At 71.5% G+C, this 20,431-nt stretch carries 21 protein-coding genes; all 21 read left to right on the plus strand.

The genetic code is table 11. The features are described from left to right. Nucleotides 1–5: 5 nt before the first annotated feature. The gene (locus IE145_RS23685; RefSeq protein WP_189527463.1) at nucleotides 6–1,256 is read left to right on the plus strand and encodes a beta-ketoacyl-[acyl-carrier-protein] synthase family protein; all 1,251 of its coding nucleotides are present in this window, start codon (nucleotides 6–8) and stop codon (nucleotides 1,254–1,256) included. After that, entirely contained in the window at nucleotides 1,253–2,383 is a 1,131-nt protein-coding gene (locus IE145_RS23690) for a beta-ketoacyl-[acyl-carrier-protein] synthase family protein (RefSeq protein WP_189527464.1), read from the plus strand. The genes IE145_RS23685 and IE145_RS23690 overlap by 4 nt, the downstream gene beginning before the upstream one ends. Further along, complete coding sequence (locus tag IE145_RS23695; protein WP_189527465.1) at nucleotides 2,380–3,285, plus strand: beta-ketoacyl synthase N-terminal-like domain-containing protein; 906 nt, start codon at nucleotides 2,380–2,382, stop codon at nucleotides 3,283–3,285. The genes IE145_RS23690 and IE145_RS23695 overlap by 4 nt, the downstream gene beginning before the upstream one ends. Continuing rightward, nucleotides 3,282–4,034, plus strand: coding sequence for an alpha/beta fold hydrolase (locus IE145_RS23700; RefSeq protein WP_189527466.1), 753 nt, complete (start codon nucleotides 3,282–3,284; stop codon nucleotides 4,032–4,034). Before IE145_RS23695 ends, IE145_RS23700 begins: the two co-directional genes overlap by 4 nt. 23 nt (nucleotides 4,035–4,057) lie before the next feature. Further along, the gene (locus IE145_RS23705) at nucleotides 4,058–5,068 is read left to right on the plus strand and encodes a hotdog family protein (RefSeq protein ID WP_189527467.1); all 1,011 of its coding nucleotides are present in this window, start codon (nucleotides 4,058–4,060) and stop codon (nucleotides 5,066–5,068) included. Then, nucleotides 5,065–6,171, plus strand: a complete 1,107-nt coding sequence (locus IE145_RS23710; RefSeq protein WP_189527468.1) for a beta-ketoacyl synthase N-terminal-like domain-containing protein — start codon at nucleotides 5,065–5,067, stop codon at nucleotides 6,169–6,171. The genes IE145_RS23705 and IE145_RS23710 overlap by 4 nt, the downstream gene beginning before the upstream one ends. Then, nucleotides 6,168–6,575 (plus strand): 3-hydroxyacyl-ACP dehydratase FabZ family protein, encoded by a 408-nt coding sequence (locus tag IE145_RS23715; protein WP_189527469.1) that lies wholly within the window; start codon nucleotides 6,168–6,170, stop codon nucleotides 6,573–6,575. Before IE145_RS23710 ends, IE145_RS23715 begins: the two co-directional genes overlap by 4 nt. Further along, a complete protein-coding gene (locus tag IE145_RS23720; RefSeq protein WP_189527470.1) occupies nucleotides 6,572–7,102 on the plus strand; it encodes a 3-hydroxyacyl-ACP dehydratase FabZ family protein in 531 nt (176 codons plus the stop codon). Before IE145_RS23715 ends, IE145_RS23720 begins: the two co-directional genes overlap by 4 nt. Further along, nucleotides 7,099–7,842 (plus strand): 3-oxoacyl-[acyl-carrier-protein] reductase, encoded by a 744-nt coding sequence (fabG, locus tag IE145_RS23725; protein WP_189527471.1) that lies wholly within the window; start codon nucleotides 7,099–7,101, stop codon nucleotides 7,840–7,842. Before IE145_RS23720 ends, fabG begins: the two co-directional genes overlap by 4 nt. Beyond that, nucleotides 7,839–8,513 carry a 2-hydroxychromene-2-carboxylate isomerase gene (locus IE145_RS23730; protein ID WP_189527472.1) on the plus strand — a complete coding sequence of 225 codons (675 nt, stop codon included), beginning with the start codon at nucleotides 7,839–7,841 and terminating at the stop codon, nucleotides 8,511–8,513. Before fabG ends, IE145_RS23730 begins: the two co-directional genes overlap by 4 nt. 11 nt (nucleotides 8,514–8,524) lie before the next feature. After that, nucleotides 8,525–10,939, plus strand: coding sequence for a non-ribosomal peptide synthetase (locus IE145_RS23735; protein ID WP_229825766.1), 2,415 nt, complete (start codon nucleotides 8,525–8,527; stop codon nucleotides 10,937–10,939). A gap of 11 nt (nucleotides 10,940–10,950) precedes the next feature. Further along, on the plus strand, nucleotides 10,951–11,946 hold the full coding sequence (locus IE145_RS33470; RefSeq protein ID WP_229825768.1) for a TauD/TfdA family dioxygenase: 996 nt from the start codon (nucleotides 10,951–10,953) through the stop codon (nucleotides 11,944–11,946). A 59-nt stretch (nucleotides 11,947–12,005) separates the two neighbouring features. Further along, nucleotides 12,006–13,049: a 2,3-diaminopropionate biosynthesis protein SbnB gene (gene sbnB / locus IE145_RS23740; protein WP_189527473.1), complete on the plus strand. Its 1,044-nt coding sequence runs from the start codon at nucleotides 12,006–12,008 to the stop codon at nucleotides 13,047–13,049. A gap of 30 nt (nucleotides 13,050–13,079) precedes the next feature. Continuing rightward, entirely contained in the window at nucleotides 13,080–14,099 is a 1,020-nt protein-coding gene (gene sbnA, locus IE145_RS23745) for a 2,3-diaminopropionate biosynthesis protein SbnA (RefSeq protein WP_189527474.1), read from the plus strand. 42 nt (nucleotides 14,100–14,141) lie between these two features. Then, complete coding sequence (gene serA, locus IE145_RS23750; protein ID WP_189527475.1) at nucleotides 14,142–15,743, plus strand: phosphoglycerate dehydrogenase; 1,602 nt, start codon at nucleotides 14,142–14,144, stop codon at nucleotides 15,741–15,743. Further along, nucleotides 15,740–16,264, plus strand: coding sequence for a YbaK/EbsC family protein (locus IE145_RS23755; RefSeq protein WP_189527476.1), 525 nt, complete (start codon nucleotides 15,740–15,742; stop codon nucleotides 16,262–16,264). Before serA ends, IE145_RS23755 begins: the two co-directional genes overlap by 4 nt. 408 nt (nucleotides 16,265–16,672) lie before the next feature. Further along, complete coding sequence (locus tag IE145_RS23760; RefSeq protein WP_189527477.1) at nucleotides 16,673–17,383, plus strand: helix-turn-helix domain-containing protein; 711 nt, start codon at nucleotides 16,673–16,675, stop codon at nucleotides 17,381–17,383. 69 nt (nucleotides 17,384–17,452) lie between these two features. Continuing rightward, on the plus strand, nucleotides 17,453–18,274 hold the full coding sequence (locus tag IE145_RS23765; RefSeq protein ID WP_189527478.1) for a TrmB family transcriptional regulator sugar-binding domain-containing protein: 822 nt from the start codon (nucleotides 17,453–17,455) through the stop codon (nucleotides 18,272–18,274). A gap of 160 nt (nucleotides 18,275–18,434) precedes the next feature. Then, nucleotides 18,435–19,187 (plus strand): thioesterase II family protein, encoded by a 753-nt coding sequence (locus IE145_RS23770; protein ID WP_189527479.1) that lies wholly within the window; start codon nucleotides 18,435–18,437, stop codon nucleotides 19,185–19,187. Nucleotides 19,188–19,210: 23 nt separating this feature from the next. After that, nucleotides 19,211–19,921: an IclR family transcriptional regulator gene (locus IE145_RS23775; protein ID WP_189527483.1), complete on the plus strand. Its 711-nt coding sequence runs from the start codon at nucleotides 19,211–19,213 to the stop codon at nucleotides 19,919–19,921. Between the two features lie 17 nt (nucleotides 19,922–19,938). Next, nucleotides 19,939–20,431, plus strand: a 493-nt coding sequence (locus tag IE145_RS23780) for a carboxyl transferase domain-containing protein (RefSeq protein WP_308427834.1), incomplete at its 3' end; no start/stop codon positions are given.

Genomic DNA, 20,431 nt, shown 5'->3' on the forward strand with positions numbered 1-20,431 from the left:
ACGTGATGTCCTCAACGCGCCCCGGCGCCGAATCGGGAAGACGCCGGGTAGTCCTCACCGGTTTCGGAGTCATCTCCAGCATTGGAATCGGAGCAGCCGAGTTCACCGAGAGCCTCAGAAAAGGCCGAAGCGGCGTCAGCCCGATCTCGGTTTTCGACGTCGAAGGCTTCGCCCACGGCAACGGGTGCGAGGTCAAGGGATTCGAACCGGAGCAGTGGATCACCCGCACTCCCGTGCAGGAGCTGGGGCGGGCCAGCCGGTTCGCCGTCGCGGCGGCCCGGATGGCCGTGCAGGACGCCGGCCTGGACCCCGAAGTACTCGCCGGCCAACGGGGACTCGTCTCCGTCGGCACCACGGACGGCGAGTCCTTCGAACTGGACCAGCTGGTCGCCGCCGAGCTCGCCGACGGCCCGGAGAACATGGATCCGGAGATCGTTCGGCGGGTTTCGGCGGCCAGGCTGTCCACCACCATCGCCCAGGAGCTCGGGCTCAGCGACATCGAGGCCCCGACCATCGCGACCGCCTGCTCCGCGGGCAACTACGCGATCGGCTACGGCTTCGACGCGGTGAGTTCGGGCGAGGTCGACTTCGCCCTGTGCGGCGGCGCCGACGCCATGTGCCGCAAGACGTTCACCGGCTTCTACCGGCTGGGCACCATCGCCCCCGAGTTCTGCCAGCCCTTCGACGCCGACCGCAAGGGCATCCTCACCGGCGAGGGCGCCGGCGTGCTGGTCCTGGAGAGCCTGGAATCGGCCCTCGCCCGCAACGCCGTCATCTACGCCGAGGTGCTCGGTTACGGCCTCAACTGCGACGCGTACCACCAGGTCGCGCCGAAGGGCGACAGCGTCGCCGAGTGCATGAGGATCGCCCTGGACAACGCCGGTGTGAAGCCGCAGGAGGTCGACCTGATCTCCGCGCACGGCACCGGGACCAAGGCCAACGACATCACCGAGGCCGGTGCGATCCGCGAGGTCTTCGCGGAGGACACCCCCCGGACCATCTCCTTGAAGTCGATGCTGGGTCACACCATGGGCGCCGCCAGCGCGCTGGGCGCCATCGCCTGCGGTCTGGCCATCACCCACGGCTTCATCCCGCCGACGATCAACCACCGCCGGACCGATCCGGAGTGCGACATCGACTGCGTACCCAACGAGGCCGTCGACGCGGATCTGCGGATCGTGCAGAACAACGGTCTCGCGTTCGGCGGCAACAACTCGATCGTGATCCTCGGCAAGTACGAGGGCAGTGCCGCATGACCTACCCCATCACCGGCGCCGGTGCCGTCGCCAGTATCGGCGGCGACCTCGACGAGGTCTTCCGTTCCCTGTGCGAGGGCCGCAGCGGACTCGCGCCGCTGCGGGCCTTCGACCGGGCGCAGTTCAACGCGCAGCAGCTGTTCGAGATCGACGACCGGCCCGCCGAGGGGCTCGACGAGCCGGGCCGGGCCACCCGCTTCCTGCTCGAAGCCGTACGGCAGGCCGCGGCGGACGCGGGGCTTCCCGAGGACCTGGCCGGCATACCGGTGCTGGTCGGCACCGGCCTGCGCGAGCTGCGCTCCCTGGAGCTGTGGTGGCGCGACGGCGTTCCCTTCGGGGCCGATGAGCTGCACTTCGAGAACGCGCTGCGCAGCCGGTTCGGCGCCGTCGACACCCACACCTTCGCCGGCGCCTGTTCGGCCTCGCTGTACGCCCTGGCCCTCGCCTGGGACCTCCTGGAGCAGGGCGAGGCCGAGACCGTGATCGTGGCCGGCTGCGACGTGGTCACCGAGAGCATGTTCGGGCAGGCCGACCGCGTCCAGTTCGACCCGCCCTCGTCGGTACGCCCCTTCGACACGGAGCGGCAGGGCACCATCCTCGGCGAGGGTGCCGCCGCCGTCGTGCTCGGCCGTGTTCCGGCCGAGGGCCGCCGGCCGCGCGGCTGGCTGCGCTCCGTCGCCGTCAACTGCGACGCGCACCACCAGACCGCGCCCGACGCGGCGGGCGTCCGGGCAGCCGTCCGGCAGGCCCAGGAGCGGGCGGCGGTCACCCCGGAGGAGATCGACCTCGTGCTCCTGCACGCCACCGGCACGCCGCTCAACGACCGGACGGAAGCCACGGTGACCGCCGAGGTGTTCGCCGAGGCCCGTCCGGCGCTGACCGGAGTGAAGTCCCTGACCGGCCACACGTCCGGCTCGGCGGGCCTGCTCAGCCTGATCGTCGCCCTGCGCTCCCTGGAGACGGGCGTCGTGCCTCCCATCGCCGGGCTCACCGACCCGCTTCCGGAGGGCGCCGGGCTGAACCTGGTGTCCGGCGGCCCGCTGACCGGGCCGCTGCGCACGGCCCAGGTCAACAGTTTCGGCTTCGGCGGCGTGAACGCCGTCGCGATCGTGGCGGGGGCGGCATGAATCCCGTGGCCATGACCGGCCTCTCGGTGGCCCTTCCCGGCGTGGACCGGCCGCGGGGACTGCTGGAACCGGTGGCGCCCGACGCCGCACCGGTCGACCCCGCCGCACTGATCGGCAAGAAGGGCCTGCGCTACAAGGACCGGGCGACCCGGATCGGACTGCATCTGGCCTTCGCCGCGCTCACCGACGCCGGGCTGCTCGACGACGGGCGGCTCCGCGCGCCCGGCGACCGGATCGGCGTGGTCGTCAGCTCCAACCTGGGCAACGCCGACACGGTGTGCCGGGCCGTCGAGACCATCGCGAAGGAGACCACCTCCGGGCTCAGCCCGATGGACACCCCCAACGCCTCCAGCAACATCATCGCCTCCGAGACGGCCATCAGGTTCGGGCTGCGTGGCCCCAATCTGACGGTGTGCAACGGTGCGGGCTCGGGGCTGGACGCGGTGCGCTGGGCCGGGCTGATGGTCCGCTCCGGCCGGGTCGACCACATGGTGGTCGTCGGCGTCGAACCCGACAACCCGGTGACCCGGCGGCTCGTCGGCGGACCGGTGGCCGACGGGGGAGCGGCGCTGGTGCTCAGCCGGTCCGGCGAGACCTCTCCGGCACGTCCGGCCAAGGCGCTGCTCGCCGCCGGGACCCGTACCGCCCAGTCCGGCACGGCACCCCGGCGCCCGGCCGGGACGACCCCGGGCACCGCGCTCCGGCTCACCGACGAGCCGGACCACGTACCGCCCGGAGAGCCGTCGCTGGACCTCACCGGCTGGGGCGAACTCTCCGGCGCCCTCGGCGTCGTGCAGTGCGTCGCGGCCGCCGCGTGGTTCGCGGCCGGCGGTGCCGGTACGGCCCACGCCGTGGCGGGCGGGGCGGGCGTGACACTCCTCGCACCGGGGCACGCCTCATGAAGAACGTGGTGCTGCTGCACGGCCTCGGCAACAACGAGGCGGTCTGGTCCTCGCTGGCCGGACACTGGCGATCCGACGTCGAGGTCCACGCGCCCCGGCTGCCCTGGCACGGCGGGGGCATCTCCGGCTGGCGCTACGAGACCGACTCGGCGGCCCTGGTGGAGGACGTCCTCGCCGCGGTTCCGGGCGGCGCCGACCTGGTCGTCGCCCACTCCTTCAGCTCGGTCCTGCTGCTGGAACTGCTCAGCCGCCGGGCGGCCGCCGGCGACCCGCTGGACCTGCCCGCCGTCGTCCTGGTCAACCCCTTCTACCGCGAGAGCGCGGAGGCCTTCGACTGGGACATGATCGAGCCGACGCTCCACGACTTCCCCCGCACCATGGCGGAGTCGATCCGGCTGCAGACCGGCGACCGCGCCATCGACCCGGAGCTGAGGGCGGACATGGCGCGCCGGCTGTGCGAGTGGGTCGGCCCCTACGGATGGCTGCGGTTCTTCGACACCTATCTGCGCACACCGCTCTTCCGCGTCGACCTGGTCGATACCCGCTGTCTGGTCGTCGGAGGTGCGGACGACCTGTCGGCACCCGCCGCCGAGGCGGCGCTGCTGGCCCGCCGGCTGCCCGCCGCCGAAGCAGTGATCGTGCCGGGCGGGCACTTCCCGATGCTCGAACGGCCGGGCTGGTTCGCCGGCACCGTGCACGACTTTCTCGACCGAACTCCGGACCGGGTCGCTCCGGCCGCCGGCATCTGAATCCTCATACGAAGGAGTCCGTGATGGGCCCGACGCCCGATCCCACTGTGGCGGCGCTGCTGGACACCTCGAGCACGGTGCGTCTGCGCCCGCTGTTCGAAGGCAACAACATCAGCTACGCCATCGGCTTCAAGCAGATCAACTACCTCGCCGAAGCCGCGGTGCTGCACCACTTCCGGGCCGCCGGCCTGCCCGTCGGGGAGCTCTACCAGCGCTTCGGCCTCGGCTTCGACCTCGTGGACCTCCGCTCGCGCCTGGGCGCGCTGCTGGCCGTCGACGACGAGGTGGAGGCGGTCGTCACGCCCGTCACCAAGGACGGCGAGGACCGGCTCGGCTTCACCGTCGGCCTGTTCGTCGAACGGGAGGGCAAGCGGGTCAAGTGCGCCGGCTCGACCGTCCGGGTCGCCCTGCGCGTCGACAGCCACATCACGGCGAGCGAACCGCTGCCGGCGGGCCTCGCCCGGTTCACCACCGAGCGTCTGGGCGTCGGCGAGCAGAGGAAGACCGAGGCCGTCCCCGAGCCGTACGGCAGTCTCTCGCGCGGCCGCGGCACCACCGGCCCCGACCCGGTCCTCACCGAACTCATCGGCGAGGACAACGCGTTCGGCTGGCGCTACCGGATCCCGTACTTCTACTGCCACTTCAACGAGCGCATGCAGATGTCCGGCTTCCTGCGGGTGATGGAGGAGGTGGAAGACCTCTTCCTGGCCGACCGCGGACTGCCGATCAAGGAGGTCCTCGACACCCGCGGCTGGATCCCCGTCGTCACCCAGTCGCGGATCGAGCTGCTGGACGAGTCGCTGATGGAGGAGGAGCTCTACACGGTCTACACCGTGGAGAACGTCTTCAAGAGCCTCCTCTACACCTGCCGCATGGACTGCTACGTGCTCCGCGGCGACCAGCTGGTGAAGACGGCCACGGGCACGATCACCCACGGCTACCTCCAGGAGACCCGGCCCAACGTGTGGGAGATGGCGACGCTGGACGACGCGGCCGTCGCCGCGCTCAGCACCCCCCGGAAGGTCTCGGCATGAGTACGGCGCTCCAGAACCGCCGCCCGGTGATCACCGGGTGGTCCGCGGTCTCCCCCCACGGCATCGGCGCCGAAGCGCTGGTCGACGGGTTGCGCGCCCAGAGGTCCACCGGCGCGCCGCTGGACACCGGGCGATGGCGGGTCCCGGCCGGCCGGGCCCACCTCGTGCCCGGCTTCGAGACCCGGGAGGTGCTGGGCAAGAAGGGCACCCGGTCCATGGACCGGGTCACCGGCCTCGCCGTGAGCGCCGTCGGCGGGCTCCTGCGCCAGCCCGGTTCCGTACGGGAGACGGAGACCGGTGACCGTGCCGCCCTGGTGCTGGCCACGACCACGGGCAGCGCGGCGAGCATGATGGACTTCACCCGCAGCTCGCTGGAGGGCGCGCGCCCCTACGACGTCGACCCCGCCGTCATGCCCAACGCGGTGATGAACTGCGCGGCCGGGCAGTGCGCGATCTGGTTCGGCATCAAGGGGCCCAACACCACGCTCGCCGGTGGCCGCGCGGCCGGCCTGCTGTCGGTCAACTACGCCACCCGGCTGCTCTCCTCGGGTCGCGCCGACACCGTGCTGTGCGGCGCCGCCGAGGAGTTCTCGGCCGCCCGGTACTGGCTGGAGCGGCACAGCCGCGGAGCCGAGGCCCCCGACGTCCCGCTCGGCGAGGGCGCGGCCGTGCTGCTCATCCAGCCGGCCGGGAGCATCGGCCAGGAGCGGCCCGCGCTGGCCGAGATCCTCGCGGTGCGCTCCCGGGTCGCCGTCGGCAACCAGGCACGGGGCGCGCTGGAGGCCTGTGTACGGGCGGCGCTCGACGCCTCCGACGTGCGGCCCGAAGAGGTCTGGGCGGCCGTGCCCGGCGAAGCGCCCGGCCGCCTCGGCCAGGTGGAGCGCGATGTGCTGACGGAGCTGTGCGGCTCCGAGGCGACGACGCGGGTCCCGGCCGTCAGCCGGCTCGGCGACGTCTCCTCCGCCTCGGCGTCCTTCCAGATCACCATGCTCCTGGCCACCGCGGACGCCCGGCCCGAGTCCGCCGGGCGGATCGCCCTGGTGACGTCCGCGGACCGTGACGGCTCGCTGGTCTGCGCCGTACTGAGGCTGGTGGGCGCATGACACCGACCGCTACCGGCCGCCCGGCCGGCCCCGTCCGGGCCGGCATCGAGGTGCTGGACCGCGACGAGGACGGCCGCGTGACGGCCGCCCGGGCCGGCATCGCGGCGACGGAACCCGTCTTCGCGGGCCACTACCCCCACTTCGCGATCTTTCCCGGAGTCTGCCTGCTGGAGTGCGTGCACCGCGCCGCCACCGACGGGGACGGCGCACCGGCCCCCGCCGACCTGGCAGCCGTCGAGTCGGCCCGGTTCTCCGGAGCCGTGCTCCCCGGCGACACCCTGGACATCACGCTGCGCTGGCGGCGCACCGAGCACGGTCTGCGCTGCGACGCCACCACCGCCACGGCGCGCGGGAAGTCGGCCACGGTCCGACTGCGCTACCGGACCCGTGGAGGCGCGTCATGAGCGCGGCCGTACAGGCGGCCTTCGACGCGCCGCCGCTGCCCCGGGTCACCGACCTCCTGCCGCACCGCTACCCGATGCTGCTGGTGGACCGCGTCGAGGAACTGGTGCGCGGAACGAGCATCCGCGCGGTCAAGGCGATCACCCTCAACGAGCCCTGGTACGAGGGCCTCGCGGCCGACGCCCCGCTCGACTATCCGCCGGCCCTGCTCATCGAGTCCTGGGGACAGTCCGCGGGACTGCTGGCCTCGGCGACCGCCCCGGCCCCCGACGGCCAGGTCATGCTCTTCGGCTCGGTGGCCGACGCGCAGTTCCATCTGCCGGTCCTGCCGGGCGATGTGATCGAGCACCGGGTCCGGGTGTCCCGCTCCCTGGGCGACTCCGTGATCTTCGAGGGGTCCAGCCACCGGGGCGCGGACACGGTGATGACCGTGTCCCGGATGGTCATGGCGTTCCGGCCCGGCGAAGTGCTCACAACCGATGAACCCGTCCGCCCGCCCGCCGGACGAGACAGAGAGGCGACCGCATGACCGACAACAGGCCCGTGGCCCTGGTCAGTGGAGGATCACGAGGCATCGGACGTGCCGTGGTGCTGAAACTGGCGGCCGACGGATACGACGTCAGCTTCTGCTACCACTCCCAGCAGGAGGCGGCGGACATCCTCGCCAAGGAGGCCGAGGCGCTGGGCGCCGACACCCTGCACCGCCGGGTGGACGTGAGCGACGCCGAAGCCGTGACCGAGTGGGTGCGTGAGACGGAGAAGGAACTCGGGCCGATCGCGGTCGCGGTCCCCTCGGCGGGCATCACCCGCGACAAGGCCATGGTCCTGATGTCCGACGACGACTGGCGTTCGGTCCTCTCCACCAACCTCGACGGCTCCTTCAACGTCTGCCGCGCGGTCGCGTTCGGCATGATGAAGCGCCGCGCCGGAAGCCTGGTCAACATCTCCTCCGTGGCCGGGGTCTACGGCAACGCCACCCAGACCAACTACGCGGCGTCCAAGGCGGGGATCATCGGCTTCTCCCGGTCCCTGGCCAAGGAGGTCGGCCGCTACGGCATCCGCGTCAACGTGGTCGCGCCCGGCTTCGTCGACACCGACATGGTCGCGGCCGTCTCGGAGCGCGCCCGGGACGAGGCGCTGGCCGGGGTCTCCCTGGGACGCATGGGCACCCCCGAGGAGGTCGCCGAACTCGTCGCCTTCCTGGCCGGGGACCGGGCGAGCTACATCACCGGGTCCGTCTTCCAGATCGACGGCGGTATATCCCTGTGAGCCGCCGGAAGAAGCATCCCCGCTGGTACTTCTCGCTCCGCAGCCCGTACTCGTGGTTCGCCTACCGCGACCTGGCCGAGCGCTACCCCGACGTCCTGGACACCATCGAGTGGATCCCGTACTGGGAGCCCGACGAGGAGTCGACCCGGCTGCTCGCCGAAGCCGGAGTCACGCTGCCGGTCATGCCGATGCACCGGGCCAAGAACTTCTACATCCTGCGGGACGCCCGCCGCTGGGCCCACGCCCGCGGCTGGACGGTGACCTGGCCGGTGGACCGGGCCCCGCACTGGGAGGTCTCCCACCTGGCCTACCTGGCCGCCGCGGAGGCCGGCCGGGGCAAGGAGTTCGTGGCGCTGGCCTACCGGGCCCGCTGGAACCAGGGGCGGGACCTGGCGGAACGGCAGACCATCGCCGACATCGCCGAGGAGCTGGGACTCGACCCGGCCGTCGCCGACTCGGTGGACGACGCGGGGCTGCGGGCCAAGGGCGTGGAGTGCCTGGTCTCCGCCTATCACGACGACGCCTTCGGTGTGCCGTTCTTCGTGAACGGACGCGAGGGGTTCTGGGGCGCCGAACGGGTCTCGGCCTTCGTCGCGGCCGTACGCGGCGACACCTGGGACGGCGAGACCGACGCGCCGTTCCCCGTGCCCGCGACCGCGAAGCCCGCCTGACTGGAGGAACGATGACCATCACTGGAGCACCCGAGCGGCTGATCCCGCGCTGGGCACGGCCCCAGGCCGCCGCACCGGCGGGCACGGCCGAGCTGTCCCGCGCCCTTCCGGTCCGGCTGGCCGCGCGGATCCGGCTGCTCGGGCGGCGTTCGGCCACCGGATGGGAGGCGGCCCTCCTCGCCGCCCACACCGTGGTGCTGTCCGCGCTCAGCGGCGAACGCGCCCTGGTGACCGGGTACGTACCGCCCCGGGCGGACGGCACCGCCCCCGAAGCCCCGCGGGCCCGCTCGCTGGAGGTGGACACCGAGTCCTGGCGCGAGCTGCTGACGGCTTCACACCGCAGCGCGGACCGGCCCGTCGAAGGCGCCTTCGAGACCGTGCTGGACCTCGGCGACCCGGAAGGCGCGCACCCGGCCCCGGAGGATCCCGCCGTGGTGCTGACCACCGCGCTGCGGTACGGGAACGAGGGCCCCGCGCTCCTTCTGCGCTACCGCACCGACGTCCTGGACACCGAGGCCGCGTCGAGGATCGCCGGCTACTACCGGGCCGCGCTCGACCAGCTGGTGTCCGAACCCGACGCTCCCAGCCGCCGTCGCGGGCTGCTGGGCGAGGCCGAACTGCGCCACCAGCTCGACGGTCTCGCCGGTCCGGCCGTCGAGCTGCCCGACCGCCGGTTCCACGAACTGTTCGAGGAGCAGGCCGCGGCCCGCCCCACCGAGACCGCCGCGAGCCACGCCGGCAAGGACTGGACGTACGGCGAACTCAACGCGTACGCCAACCGGATCGCGCACGCGCTGCTCGCCCGCGACCTCGGTCATGAGGCGGTGGTGGCCGTGGTCACCGAACGCAACCTGGACTGGCTGGCCTCGGTCATCGCCGTCTTCAAGGCGGGCGCGGCCTACCTGCCGATCGAACCGCACGCCCCCGCCGACCGCATGGCCAGGACACTCGCCCGCAGCGGCTGCCGGCTCGTGCTCACCGAGGACGGCGGCCCCGGGCACCTCCAGGAGGCGGCTGAGCCCGGCCTGGAACTGCTGACGGTCACCGCCGCGTACGGCGAGGGCCGCCCCGACCACGATCCGGCCGTGCCGGTCGGGCCCGACCAGCTCGCCTACCTGTACTTCACCTCGGGTTCCACCGGCGAACCCAAGGGCGCGATGTGCGAGCACGCCGGATTCGTCAACCACCTGTACGCCAAGATCGAGGACCAGGGCATCGCCGAGGGACAGGTGGTGGCGCAGACCGCGCCGCAGTCCTTCGACATCTCGCTGTGGCAGCTGGTCGCCGCGCTGGTCGTGGGCGGGCGCACGCTGATCGTCGAGCAGGACGCGATCCTCGACGTCGACCGGTACCTCGACACGATCGAGCAGGGCGAGGTCGCGGTCCTCCAGGCGGTTCCCTCGTATCTGGAGGTCGTGCTCGCGCGGCTGGACGAGCGCCCCCGGGAACTGCCCGCGCTGCGGTGCGTGTCCGTCACGGGGGAGGCGCTCAAGAAGGAACTCACCGTCCGGTGGTTCGCGCGCTTCCCCCACATCGGCCTGATGAACGCCTACGGGCTCACCGAGACATCGGACGACACCAACCACGAGGTGATGACGGACGTCCCGGAGCGGGACTCGGTCCCGCTGGGCGCCCCGGTGCGCAATGTGACCGTCTACGTCGTGGACGAGAACCTGCGGCCCGTGCCGCTCGGCGCGCCGGGGGAGATCGCCTTCTCCGGAGTGTGCGTCGGCCGCGGATACGTCAACGACCCGGAGCGGACCGCCCTGGCCTTCGGCGACGACCCCCACCGTCCGGGCAGCCGGCTGTACCGCTCCGGCGACTTCGGGCGCTGGCTCCCGGAGGGCAAGCTCGAATTCCTGGGCCGGCGGGACGCCCAGGTCAAGATTCGCGGATTCCGCATCGAGATCGGCGAGATCGAGAACCAGCTGCTCAGGCTGCCCGGCGTGCGCGACGGCGCCGTCGTGGTCGTGGAGAGCGCCGACGAGGGGCGCCATCTGGTCGGCTTCCAGGCGGGCTCGTCCGAGCCCGTCGAGGTGCTGCGCGCGGGGCTCCGGCGGACGCTGCCGGAGTACATGGTGCCGCGCCGCATCGCCCGGCTGGACGCGCTGCCCCTGACCCCCAACGGCAAGACCGACAAGCGGGCGCTCACCGTGCTGGCCGCCGGTCTCGGCGGACCGGACGGCGAGCGGGAGGAGCCCCGTACCGCCACCGAGCGGCGTCTCGCCGAGGCGTGGGCGTCGGTACTGCGCGTGCCCGTCGACACGATCGGGCGCGGCGACAGCTTCTTCGAGCAGGGCGGCACGTCGCTCTCGGCGGTGCAGCTGGTCGTACGGATGGAGCGCGCGTTCACCCTGCGCGATGTGCTCCAGAACCCCGGGCTCGCCGAGCTCGCGGGACTTGTGGACGCCAGGACGACGAACTGAGGACGCGCACCATGGTTGTGACATCGCAGACGACACAGGCGGAGCCGTTCGAGGTGGCGAAGACCGACGGCCGCCCGGCCGTGCTCACCCTCGACGGCCCGGCCCCGGCCGATCCCGCCGCCTGGGCCGCCGGGAACCGCGACGCCGTGCGCGCCGCCGTGGCCGAACACGGGGCGCTGCTGGTACGGGGGCTGGACCTGCGCGACGCGCAGAGCGTCGGCCGGGTGAGCCGGGAGCTCGTGGACCAGGTGATGACGGAGCGCGAGGGCTTCGCGACGAGGGAGGTGTGGGCGGACGGCGTGTACTCCTCGTCGGAGTGGCCGGCCGACCAGCCGATGTGCATGCACCACGAGCTGAGCTATGCGCGTCAGGTCCCCGCCACGCTGCTCTTCGCCTGCCTCGCCGCACCCGAATCGGGCGGCGCGACGGGCGTGGCCGACGCCCACGAGGTGCTGGAGGCCCTGCCGCCGAGCCTGGTGGACCGGTTCGAGCGGGAGGGCTGGCTGCTCGACCGCAACTACACCGACACGGTGGGGGTCGGGCTGGCGGAGTCCTTCGGCGACGGCACCCGCGCCGGGGTCGAGGCGTACTGCGCGACCCGCGGTATCGAGCTGACCTGGCAGGCCAACGGCGACCTCCGCTCCGGACAGAAGGCGCCCGCCGTCCTGAGCCACCCGGTCTCCGGCCGTCGCGGCTGGTTCAACCAGATCGCCTTCCTCAACGAGTGGACGCTCGACCCGGTCATCCGGGAGTACCTGAAGTTCGAGTTCGGCGACAACGGACTGCCGTTCAACACCCGTTACGGCTCCGGCGCGCCCCTCGACGAGGACACCGTCACGACGATCAACGCCGTCTACGACAAGCACACGCTGCGTGAGCCCTGGCGGGAGGGCGATCTGATGGTCGTGGACAACTTCCGGATGGCCCACAGCCGGGAGGCCTACGAGGGGACCCGCCGGATCGCGGTCGTCCTCGGAGACCCGGTCACGGTCCCGTCGTCCTTCTGACCGCGAAGCGGCCGCCCGGCCCGCCCCTACGCACACCACACATCTGGATGGAGCCAGCCATGCCCCCTCAGCCCGTTGTTCCCCCGTTCTCCGTCATCACCGGCGCGCAGGTGGCCGACGTCCTCACCGGCAACGAGAAGCAGATCGTCGACCTGGTCGAGGAGGTGTACCGGCTGCACGGCCGGGGCGACTCCGTGAACCCGCCCTCCTACTTCCTGCGCTTCCCCGACCGGCCTACCTCCCGCATCATCGCCCTGCCCGCAGCGGTGGGAGGCGAGCAGGCCACCGACGGCCTGAAGTGGATCTCCAGCTTCCCGGAGAACGTGGCGGCGGGGATCCCCCGCGCCTCCGCGGTCCTGATCCTCAACGACCACACGACGGGCTACCCCTTCGCCTGCCTGGAGAGCTCCATCATCAGCGCGTCCAGGACCGCCGCGTCGGCGGTCCTCGCCGCCGACCGGCTGAGCCCGCAGGGCCGTCCCCGCCGGATCGGCTTCGTCGGGACCGGGCTGATCGCGCGCTACATCCACCAGTATCTGGAGGCCACCGACTGGGAGTTCGACCAGCTCGGCATCCACGACCTGTCCGCCGAGCACGCCGAGGGGTTCGCCGGCTACCTCAGCGGCCGTCCCGGCGACGCGCCCGTGGTGGTCCACGGCACCGCCGAGGAGCTGATCCGGGAGAGCGACCTGGTGGTGTTCGCCACCGTCGCCGGCGCACCGCACGTGCACAACCCGGCCTGGTTCGGGCACAACCCGCTGGTGCTCAACGTGTCCCTGCGGGACCTGGCCCCCGAGATCCTGCTGGCGTCGGCGAACTTCCTGGACGACGTGGAGCACTGCCTCAAGGCCGACACCTCTCCGCATCTGACCGAACAGCTCATGGGCAGCCGCAAGTTCATCGACGGCACCCTCTACGACGTCCTGGAGGGCACGGTCGAGGTCCCCACGGACCGGCCGGTCGTCTTCTCCCCCTTCGGCCTCGGCGTCCTGGACATCGCTCTCGGCCGGTACGTCCACGACCGGCTGAAGGACGCGGGCGGCCTCGGCGTCATCGACGGGTTCTTCCACGATCTCGACCGCTACGGACGCACCAGCGCCTAGCGAGCACCCCCAACGAATCGCGGTGATGAAGTGCCGGTGATATCCGCCCCGTACGAGATCAACGTCGACGACCTCTTCGTCGATCTCGAGCCCGTTTTCGATGTTCCGCTCTACCTCAAGTGCGAGGGCCTGAACCTCGCAGGTTCCATCAAGATGAAGGCCGCCCTGGAGATGGTGCTCGCCGCCGAACGCGCCGGGACCCTCACCCAGGGTTCGGTCCTGGTCGAGTCGTCGTCCGGCAACCTCGGCGTCGCGCTCAGCATGATCGCCGCCCACCGGGGATACGGGTTCCTGTGCGTGACGGACTCCCGGTGCAATCCGGCGAGCCGCCGGCTCATGGAGTCGCTCGGGGCGCAGGTCCACATCATCTCGCGCCCCGACAAGGAGCGCGGGCTGCTGGGCGCCCGCATCGACTACGTACAGCGGCTGTGCCAGTACGACCCCCGGTACGTGTGGCTCAACCAGTACGTGAACCCGCACAACTGGCTCGCGCACTACCGGAGCACGGGGCCGTCCATCGCTCTCCAGTTCCCGGACATCGACGTGCTGTTCGTCGGGGCCGGCACCACCGGCACCCTGATGGGCTGCGCGCGCTACTTCCGCGAGCGGGAACGGCCGGTGACCATCGTGGCCGTCGACAGCGTGGGGTCGGTGACCTTCGGCGGCCCCGCGCTTCCCCGGCACATCCCCGGTCTCGGCGCGGGCGTCAGGCCGGCGCTGCTGGACACGTCCCTGGTCGACGACGTGGTGATGGTGCCGGAGCAGGACACGCTCGACAGCTGCCACGCCATGGCCCGGCAGGGCTTCCTGTTCGGCGGTTCCACCGGGACCGTCGTCAGCGGCGCACTGCGCTGGCTCGCCGCCCGGCCGCGCGACGAACGGCTCACCGCCGTGGCGCTCTCCCCCGACCTCGGGGACCGCTACCTCGACTCGGTGTACGACCCGGAGTGGACGGAACGGCACTTCGGGGCGCCCGGGACCTGGGGCGAGCCGGTGACCGCCCCGACCCCGCCGGCCGACGAGCCGCGCCTGGTCACCAGCGCCGGCTGACCCCTTCCCCCTCCGCGTCCCGGTCAGGTTAGGAGACCTGCTGTGCCCAAGCCAGTTGTACTGATCGCCGAGGAACTTTCGCCGGCCACCCTCGACGCGCTCGGATCGGACTTCGAGATCCGGCGCTGTACGGGATCCGACCGGGACGCCCTGCTGGAGGCCCTGCCGGGGGCGGACGCCGTGCTGGTGCGCAGTGCCACCCGGCTGGACGCGGAGGCCATCGCGGCCGGAGCCCGGCTGAAGGTGATCGGCCGGGCCGGTGTGGGGCTGGACAACGTGGACGTCCCCGCCGCCTCCCGGGCGGGCGTCATGGTCGTCAACGCCCCCACCTCCAACATCGTCAGCGCCGCCGAGCTCACCGTCGGACTGCTGCTGGCCGTCGCCAGGAACATCCCGCAGGCCGACGCGGCGCTCCGGAAGGGGCAGTGGCAGCGCAGCCGGTTCACCGGCGTCGAGCTCGCGGACAAGGTGCTCGGCATCGTCGGCCTGGGCCGCATCGGATCGCTGGTGGCCCGGCGGATGGCCGCCTTCGACATGCGGGTGATCGCCTACGACCCGTATGTGCCGCCCGCGTACGCCACCCAGACCGGCGTCGAGATCGTGGGGCTCGACGAACTCCTCACAAAGTCCGACTTCCTCACCGTGCATCTGCCCAAGACCCTGGAGACCGAGGGGCTGATCGGTTTCGACGCGCTGCACCGGGTCAAGCCGGGCGTGCGCATCGTCAACGCGGCCCGTGGCGGGATCGTGGACGAGGCCGAGCTGTACGCCGCGCTCAAGGAAGGACGGGTGGCCGCGGCCGGCGTGGACGTCTTCGCCACCGAACCGTGCACGGAGTCACCGCTGTTCGAGCTGGAGAACGTGGTCGTCACGCCGCACCTGGGCGCGGGCACCGCGGAGGCGCAGGAGCGCGCCGGCGTGGCGGTGGCCGAGTCCGTACGGCAGGCGCTGGCCGGCCGGTTCGTCCCCGAGGCGGTGAACGTCCGGCTGGGCACGGTGGACGACGAGCTCGCCCCGTGGCTGCTGCTGGCCGAACGGCTGGGGCGGCTCTTCACGGCGACCGCCGGCAGCCTCCCCGAACTGCTCCAGGTGCGGGTGGGCGGGGAGATCGGCCGCCATGACGTCGCGGCCCTGGAGCTGGGGGCGCTCAAGGGCGCGCTCGGGTCGGTCGTCGAAGGCGGCATCTCGTACGTCAACGCCCCCCTGATCGCCCAGGAACGCGGTCTGGCGACCGAGTTGCTGACCGGCGGGGACCACCCGGAGCACCGAAGCCTTCTCTCGGTGCACGGGGTCCTGCCCAGCGGCGAGGCGGTGTGGGTGTCCGGCACGCTGACCGGACTCCAGCGCCGGGAGCGGCTCGTGGACGTCTGCGGGTTCGAGGTGGATCTCCCGCTGGAGGGCGATGTGGCGTTCCTCCGCGCCCCCGATCGCCCCGGGGTGATCGGTGCCGTGGGCGAGGTGCTGGGCAGGGCGGGGCAGGACGTCGCCGGGGTGCAGGTCGCCCGCGCCGCGGACCGGGCGGAGATCCTGGCCGCGGTGCACACGGCGGGACCCGTCGCGCAGTCCGTGCTGGACGACACGGCGGCCCGGATCGACGCGACGCGCAGCTGGTCGCTGGAGAAGAGCGAGCGGACGGCGAGATGACCACCCACGACCGGCTGATGGACCTGCTGGAGCAGGGCCGCGCGCGCTTCCGGATCATCGACCATCCCCCGGAGGGGCGGACGGAGCCGGCCAGCGTGCTGCGCCGGCACGATCTGTCCCAGGCCGCCAAGTGCCTCGTGGTCCGGGTGGCGTTGGGGCGGCGGGCGCGGCGCTACGTGCTCGCGGTGGTGCCGGGCGACCGGCGCCTGGACCTGGACGGCCTCAACCGGCTCTACGCCGGGACGGAGTCGTCCTTCGCGACCCGGGAGATCGCCGAACGGCTGGCGGGGAGCGTCAGCGGATCCGTCGTGCCGTTCGCTCTCCACCCCGATCTCGACCTGGTGGTCGATCCGGATCTGCTGGTGCACAAGGAGATCTTCTTCAACGCCGCTCGGCTGGACCGGTCCGTGGCCCTGATTACGGAGGATTATGTGCATCTGGCCGCACCTCGTGTCGAAGTTATTGCACAAAGGTCCTTGACGGGAGCGGGAGCAGCCTCCCGAGGCGCCGAGATAAATTAGGAATTAACTACTCCGATTACTTCGCCTGCCCCGGAAGAAGAACGGTGGGTACATTGATGTTTGACGGTTGTCGGCCCGCGAACTAGGGTCGCGACGGTGATCCCTTTAGGGCCGGTGACACCGGAGGGCAGGGTCCTCAGTTATTGTTCCGAGCGTCAATACATGGGGATGTTATGGCACTTCGTGTCAGTACGGGTTCGCCTGGATTCAATCCATCGGTCGATCACACTTTGTACGACTAGGTTTGAGGTGCGGCAGGCGGAGTCGGCGCCGCGCCCCAGCACAGGTGGAGGGGCTGACTTGTCGACCATGTCCACGGGCGACGCGCGGGAAACCTTAGTGATGCAGGGGAGACCCGGCACGCCGGAACGGGGGACGCAGGAGCCGGCAGACGGTGTGGAAGGGGCGTTGCTGCACGCACGCGCCCTGATCGACCTGATGGTGACACTTCACCGTCAGACGCCCAGAAGCGATTCCCTGGTCATCCTGCCCGACGACGAGGCGGCGGTGGCGAACGCGGTCGACGTGCTGCTCGACCGGGCTCGGCACAGTGTCAATCTGACCCTGCCGGGCAGCATCGAGCAGGCGCGGCTCGGCGAACCGGTGCTCACCCGCCGCACGGGCCGCCACGAGCGGGTCGTCCGCCTGCTGTGCAACCCGCGTGGACTGAACGCGCAGCTCACCCGTGCCGCGAAGAAGGGCACGGGACGCCTGGAAACCAGGGTCACCCACAGCCCCCTGGAGGAAGTCCTCATCGCCGACGGGCAGTTCGCCCTGGTCAGGGCCGAACTCCAGACGGACGGCGACTGTGTGCTGATCGTCCAGGACCCCGCCGTCGCCCGGACGCTGGACCTCCTCTTCGCCGGCGTCTGGGGCGGCGCCGTCCCCCCGTCCGAGCACCTCAGGGTGAACGAGCGGCTGAGCTCGGACGTGGCACGGCGCATCCTGGACCGGCTGCGTGACGGCACCACCGACGCCGTCGGGGCGCGGGAGATCGAGGTGTCCCTGCGGACTTACCGGCGGCATGTTGCGGACATCATGCGGGAATTGGGGGCAAATTCCAGATTCCAGGCCGGAATGCGCGCGGTGGAACTGGGGCTGCTGACCCCCGAGGACTGAGCCCCGGCCGGGACTCCCACGGGGCGGGAAGCCTGCCCGAATCATTTGTTTTCCGAGATCACGTACGGGGTGAGTACTGTGCCGGAATCGGCATCTGCGGTCCGGGGCCAGAATGATGACAGACACGAAGAGCCGGGCGGACATCCCGGCACCTCGGACGAGTTCGGGCAGGCTCTCAGACAGGTCAGTGCCCTCATCGACACCACCGTCGACAGGCACCGCGATCGGCAGTACGGAAATTCCCTGGTCAATACGGTCGGTGAAAGCGAGGACGCGGTCGGCCTGGCCTGCGAGCTGATAGCCGGCACCGAGGAGCGCGTCGACCTCATCATCGCCTCCGAATCCGCGTCCGCCGGCTCGCTGCTCACCGCCATGACCGAACTGCTGGAGGCGCGCGGCGGAAACGTGGCCGTACGCCTGCTCTGCACCCCGGCGAAACTCGACGCGCGACTGGTACGGGAGTACGCGGCGCGACGCCGCTGGATCGAGGTCCGGGTGGCGCGGATCCCGCTCTTCGTCGCGGTCGTCGCCGACGGCCGGGAAGCCCTCGTGATCGCGGACTCGATGGTGGGCCGCAAAGCCTCCCTCATCAGGTCCGAAGGCGTCGTGGCCCCCCTGCTCACCCTCTTCGACGGCGTGTGGCGCAATTCGGTGGCGGTCGCCGACCAGCTCGACTTCGGGGACGCCGCCCGCACCGAGACGGCCCGGCGCATACTGGAACAGCTGAGGTCGGGCAACACCGACGAGGCGTCCGCGCGGGACCTGTCCATGTCGGTCCGCACCTATCGCCGCTACACCGCGGAGATCATGTCCTTGCTGGGAGCGACCTCACGCTTCCAGGCAGGGGTGCGTATTGCGGAGCTGGGACTGCTCCCCGCCAATCCCCGCTGAATATCGCAGGGGGAAGCCGGTATCGAATATTTCGCATCGACGGCATCTTCCTGTAGCGCCCGTTGCCGTTGAATGAAAGGCACGACTAAAAAGGTCGCGGGAAGGCGATTCCCCTGGGATGGTGGACGGTTGGTTCGCCGTTGACGCGAGGTGTGGAGAGATGACAGTCGGTATCGACACCCGATGGTTCCGTAGATATGGCGCGAGCGCCGTACCGCGCAGGCGCGTGCTGATCATGCCGCATGCCGGTGGTTCGGCGAGTTTCTTCCACACCTGGGGAAGGGCCTTCGGCGACGACACGGAGGTCCTGGTCGCCCGTTATCCCGGCCGGCACGACCGCTTCGCCGAGCCGTGCATCGACACCATGGACGCGCTGGCGGACGAGATGACCGAGGCGCTGCTGCCGTTCACGGACCTGCCGTTGACGCTCTTCGGGCACAGCATGGGGGCGTCGCTGGGCTACGAGACGGCGCTGCGGCTCGAACACCGCCACGCCGTCCGCCCCGAGGCGCTGCACGTGTCGAGCCGCAAGGCACCGCACAAGCTCACCCCCAGGCCGCTGCACCTTCAGGGCGACGAGGCTCTGATCGCCGAGGTCCGCAGGCTCGGCGGCACCGACGACACCCTCCTGGACGACCCCGACCTGCGGGAGATGCTGCTTCCTGCCATCCGCGCCGACTTCACGATCGTAGGCACCTACGGCCCGCGCGGCGCCGACCCGGTCGGCTGCCCCGTCTACGCGTACATCGGCGACCAGGACCCGTCCATCACCCGCGACGACATGGCGGCGTGGGCGGACGTCGGGCCGGCCGGGTTCGCTCTGCGCGTACTGCCCGGCGGCCACTTCTACCTGGTCCAGGAGCGGGACGAGCTGATCCGCTCCGTCTCGGAACGTCTGGCCGGGACCCGATGACCACCTCCCTGTCCCCGTACCACCTGGGGCACGACAGCGGCGTCGGCGTGCTCGACAAGGCATCGCTCCTGCTGAGCGTGCTGGAGACGGGGCCCGCCTCGCTGCGCCGGATCGTGGCGACCACCGGTCTGACCCGGCCGACGGCACACCGGCTGGCCATGGCGCTGGAGCATCTGCGCCTGCTCACCCGGGACACCCGGGGCCGGTTCGTGCTCGGCCCGAGGCTGGGCGAGATGGCGGTGGAGGCGCACGGGGACTGGATGCTGACCTCGGCGGCCGTGATCCTGCCCGAACTCCGGGACCGGGTCAGGGCCGACGTCCGGCTGTTCCGCCGCCACGGCGACCGGCAGGTCTGCCTGGCGGGCGCCGAGGCGTCCGCCGATCCGGCGCAGCGGATCGCCACCGGCGCGGCGTTTCCCCTGACCGCGGGCTCCGTGGCGCAGGTGCTGCTCGCCTGGGAGGAACCGGTCCAGCTGTACGAGGCGCTCAGGACGGCCCGGTTCTCCGCGGCGACGCTCGCGGGCGTACGCCGCAGGGGCTGGGCGCAGAGCGTCGGCGAGTGGGGGGCGGGTACCGCCACCGTGACCGCTCCCGTGCGCGGCCCGAGCGGTCAAGTGGTCGCCGCCCTCTCGCTGTCCGGCCCGGTGGGCCGGCTCTCACGCGAGCCGGGCCGGGAGTACGGAACCGTGGTGCTGGACGCGGCCATCCAGCTGAGCGCCGGGCCGAACGCGTGAAGGCGGGGGAGTGACTGATGGAGTCGAGCACCGTGACCCCGCACGACCGGGCGGAAGAACTCCGCGGCATACGGCGGGAGGCGGAGAGCGGCAGCCTTCGGGCGACCGAGGCGCAGCACGCCAAGGGGAAGCTGACCGCCCGTGAGCGCATCGAGCTGTTGCTGGACGCGGGTTCGTTCAAGGAGGTCGAGCAGCTCCGCCGGCACCGGGCGACCGGGTTCGGCCTGGAGGTGAAGAAGCCGTACACCGATGGTGTCATCACCGGCTGGGGCACGGTCGAGGGCCGTACGGTCTTCGTCTACGCGCACGATTTCCGGATCTTCGGCGGGGCGCTGGGCGAGGCGCACGCCACGAAGATCCACAAGATCATGGACATGGCCATCTCGGCCGGTGCCCCGCTGGTGTCGCTGAACGACGGGGCCGGCGCCCGTATCCAGGAGGGTGTCTCCGCGCTCGCCGGGTACGGCGGCATCTTCCAGCGCAACACCCGCGCCTCCGGTGTCATCCCGC

Origin of the sequence: Streptomyces sindenensis, assembly GCF_014649035.1 — a bacterium.
In the GTDB taxonomy this organism is placed as follows: domain Bacteria; phylum Actinomycetota; class Actinomycetes; order Streptomycetales; family Streptomycetaceae; genus Streptomyces; species Streptomyces sindenensis.

Excerpts from the sequence above, each read along its gene's own strand:
- IE145_RS23685 (WP_189527463.1), top strand. The coding sequence starts at position 6 with ATGTCCTCAACGCGCCCCGGCGCCGAATCGGGAAGACGCCGGGTAGTC.
- IE145_RS23690 (WP_189527464.1), top strand. The coding sequence starts at position 1,253 with ATGACCTACCCCATCACCGGCGCCGGTGCCGTCGCCAGTATCGGCGGC.
- IE145_RS23695 (WP_189527465.1), top strand. The coding sequence starts at position 2,380 with ATGAATCCCGTGGCCATGACCGGCCTCTCGGTGGCCCTTCCCGGCGTG.
- IE145_RS23700 (WP_189527466.1), top strand. The coding sequence starts at position 3,282 with ATGAAGAACGTGGTGCTGCTGCACGGCCTCGGCAACAACGAGGCGGTC.
- IE145_RS23705 (WP_189527467.1), top strand. The coding sequence starts at position 4,058 with ATGGGCCCGACGCCCGATCCCACTGTGGCGGCGCTGCTGGACACCTCG.
- IE145_RS23710 (WP_189527468.1), top strand. The coding sequence starts at position 5,065 with ATGAGTACGGCGCTCCAGAACCGCCGCCCGGTGATCACCGGGTGGTCC.
- IE145_RS23715 (WP_189527469.1), top strand. The coding sequence starts at position 6,168 with ATGACACCGACCGCTACCGGCCGCCCGGCCGGCCCCGTCCGGGCCGGC.
- IE145_RS23720 (WP_189527470.1), top strand. The coding sequence starts at position 6,572 with ATGAGCGCGGCCGTACAGGCGGCCTTCGACGCGCCGCCGCTGCCCCGG.
- fabG (WP_189527471.1), top strand. The coding sequence starts at position 7,099 with ATGACCGACAACAGGCCCGTGGCCCTGGTCAGTGGAGGATCACGAGGC.
- IE145_RS23735 (WP_229825766.1), top strand. The coding sequence starts at position 8,525 with ATGACCATCACTGGAGCACCCGAGCGGCTGATCCCGCGCTGGGCACGG.
- IE145_RS33470 (WP_229825768.1), top strand. The coding sequence starts at position 10,951 with ATGGTTGTGACATCGCAGACGACACAGGCGGAGCCGTTCGAGGTGGCG.
- sbnB (WP_189527473.1), top strand. The coding sequence starts at position 12,006 with ATGCCCCCTCAGCCCGTTGTTCCCCCGTTCTCCGTCATCACCGGCGCG.
- IE145_RS23755 (WP_189527476.1), top strand. The coding sequence starts at position 15,740 with ATGACCACCCACGACCGGCTGATGGACCTGCTGGAGCAGGGCCGCGCG.
- IE145_RS23770 (WP_189527479.1), top strand. The coding sequence starts at position 18,435 with ATGACAGTCGGTATCGACACCCGATGGTTCCGTAGATATGGCGCGAGC.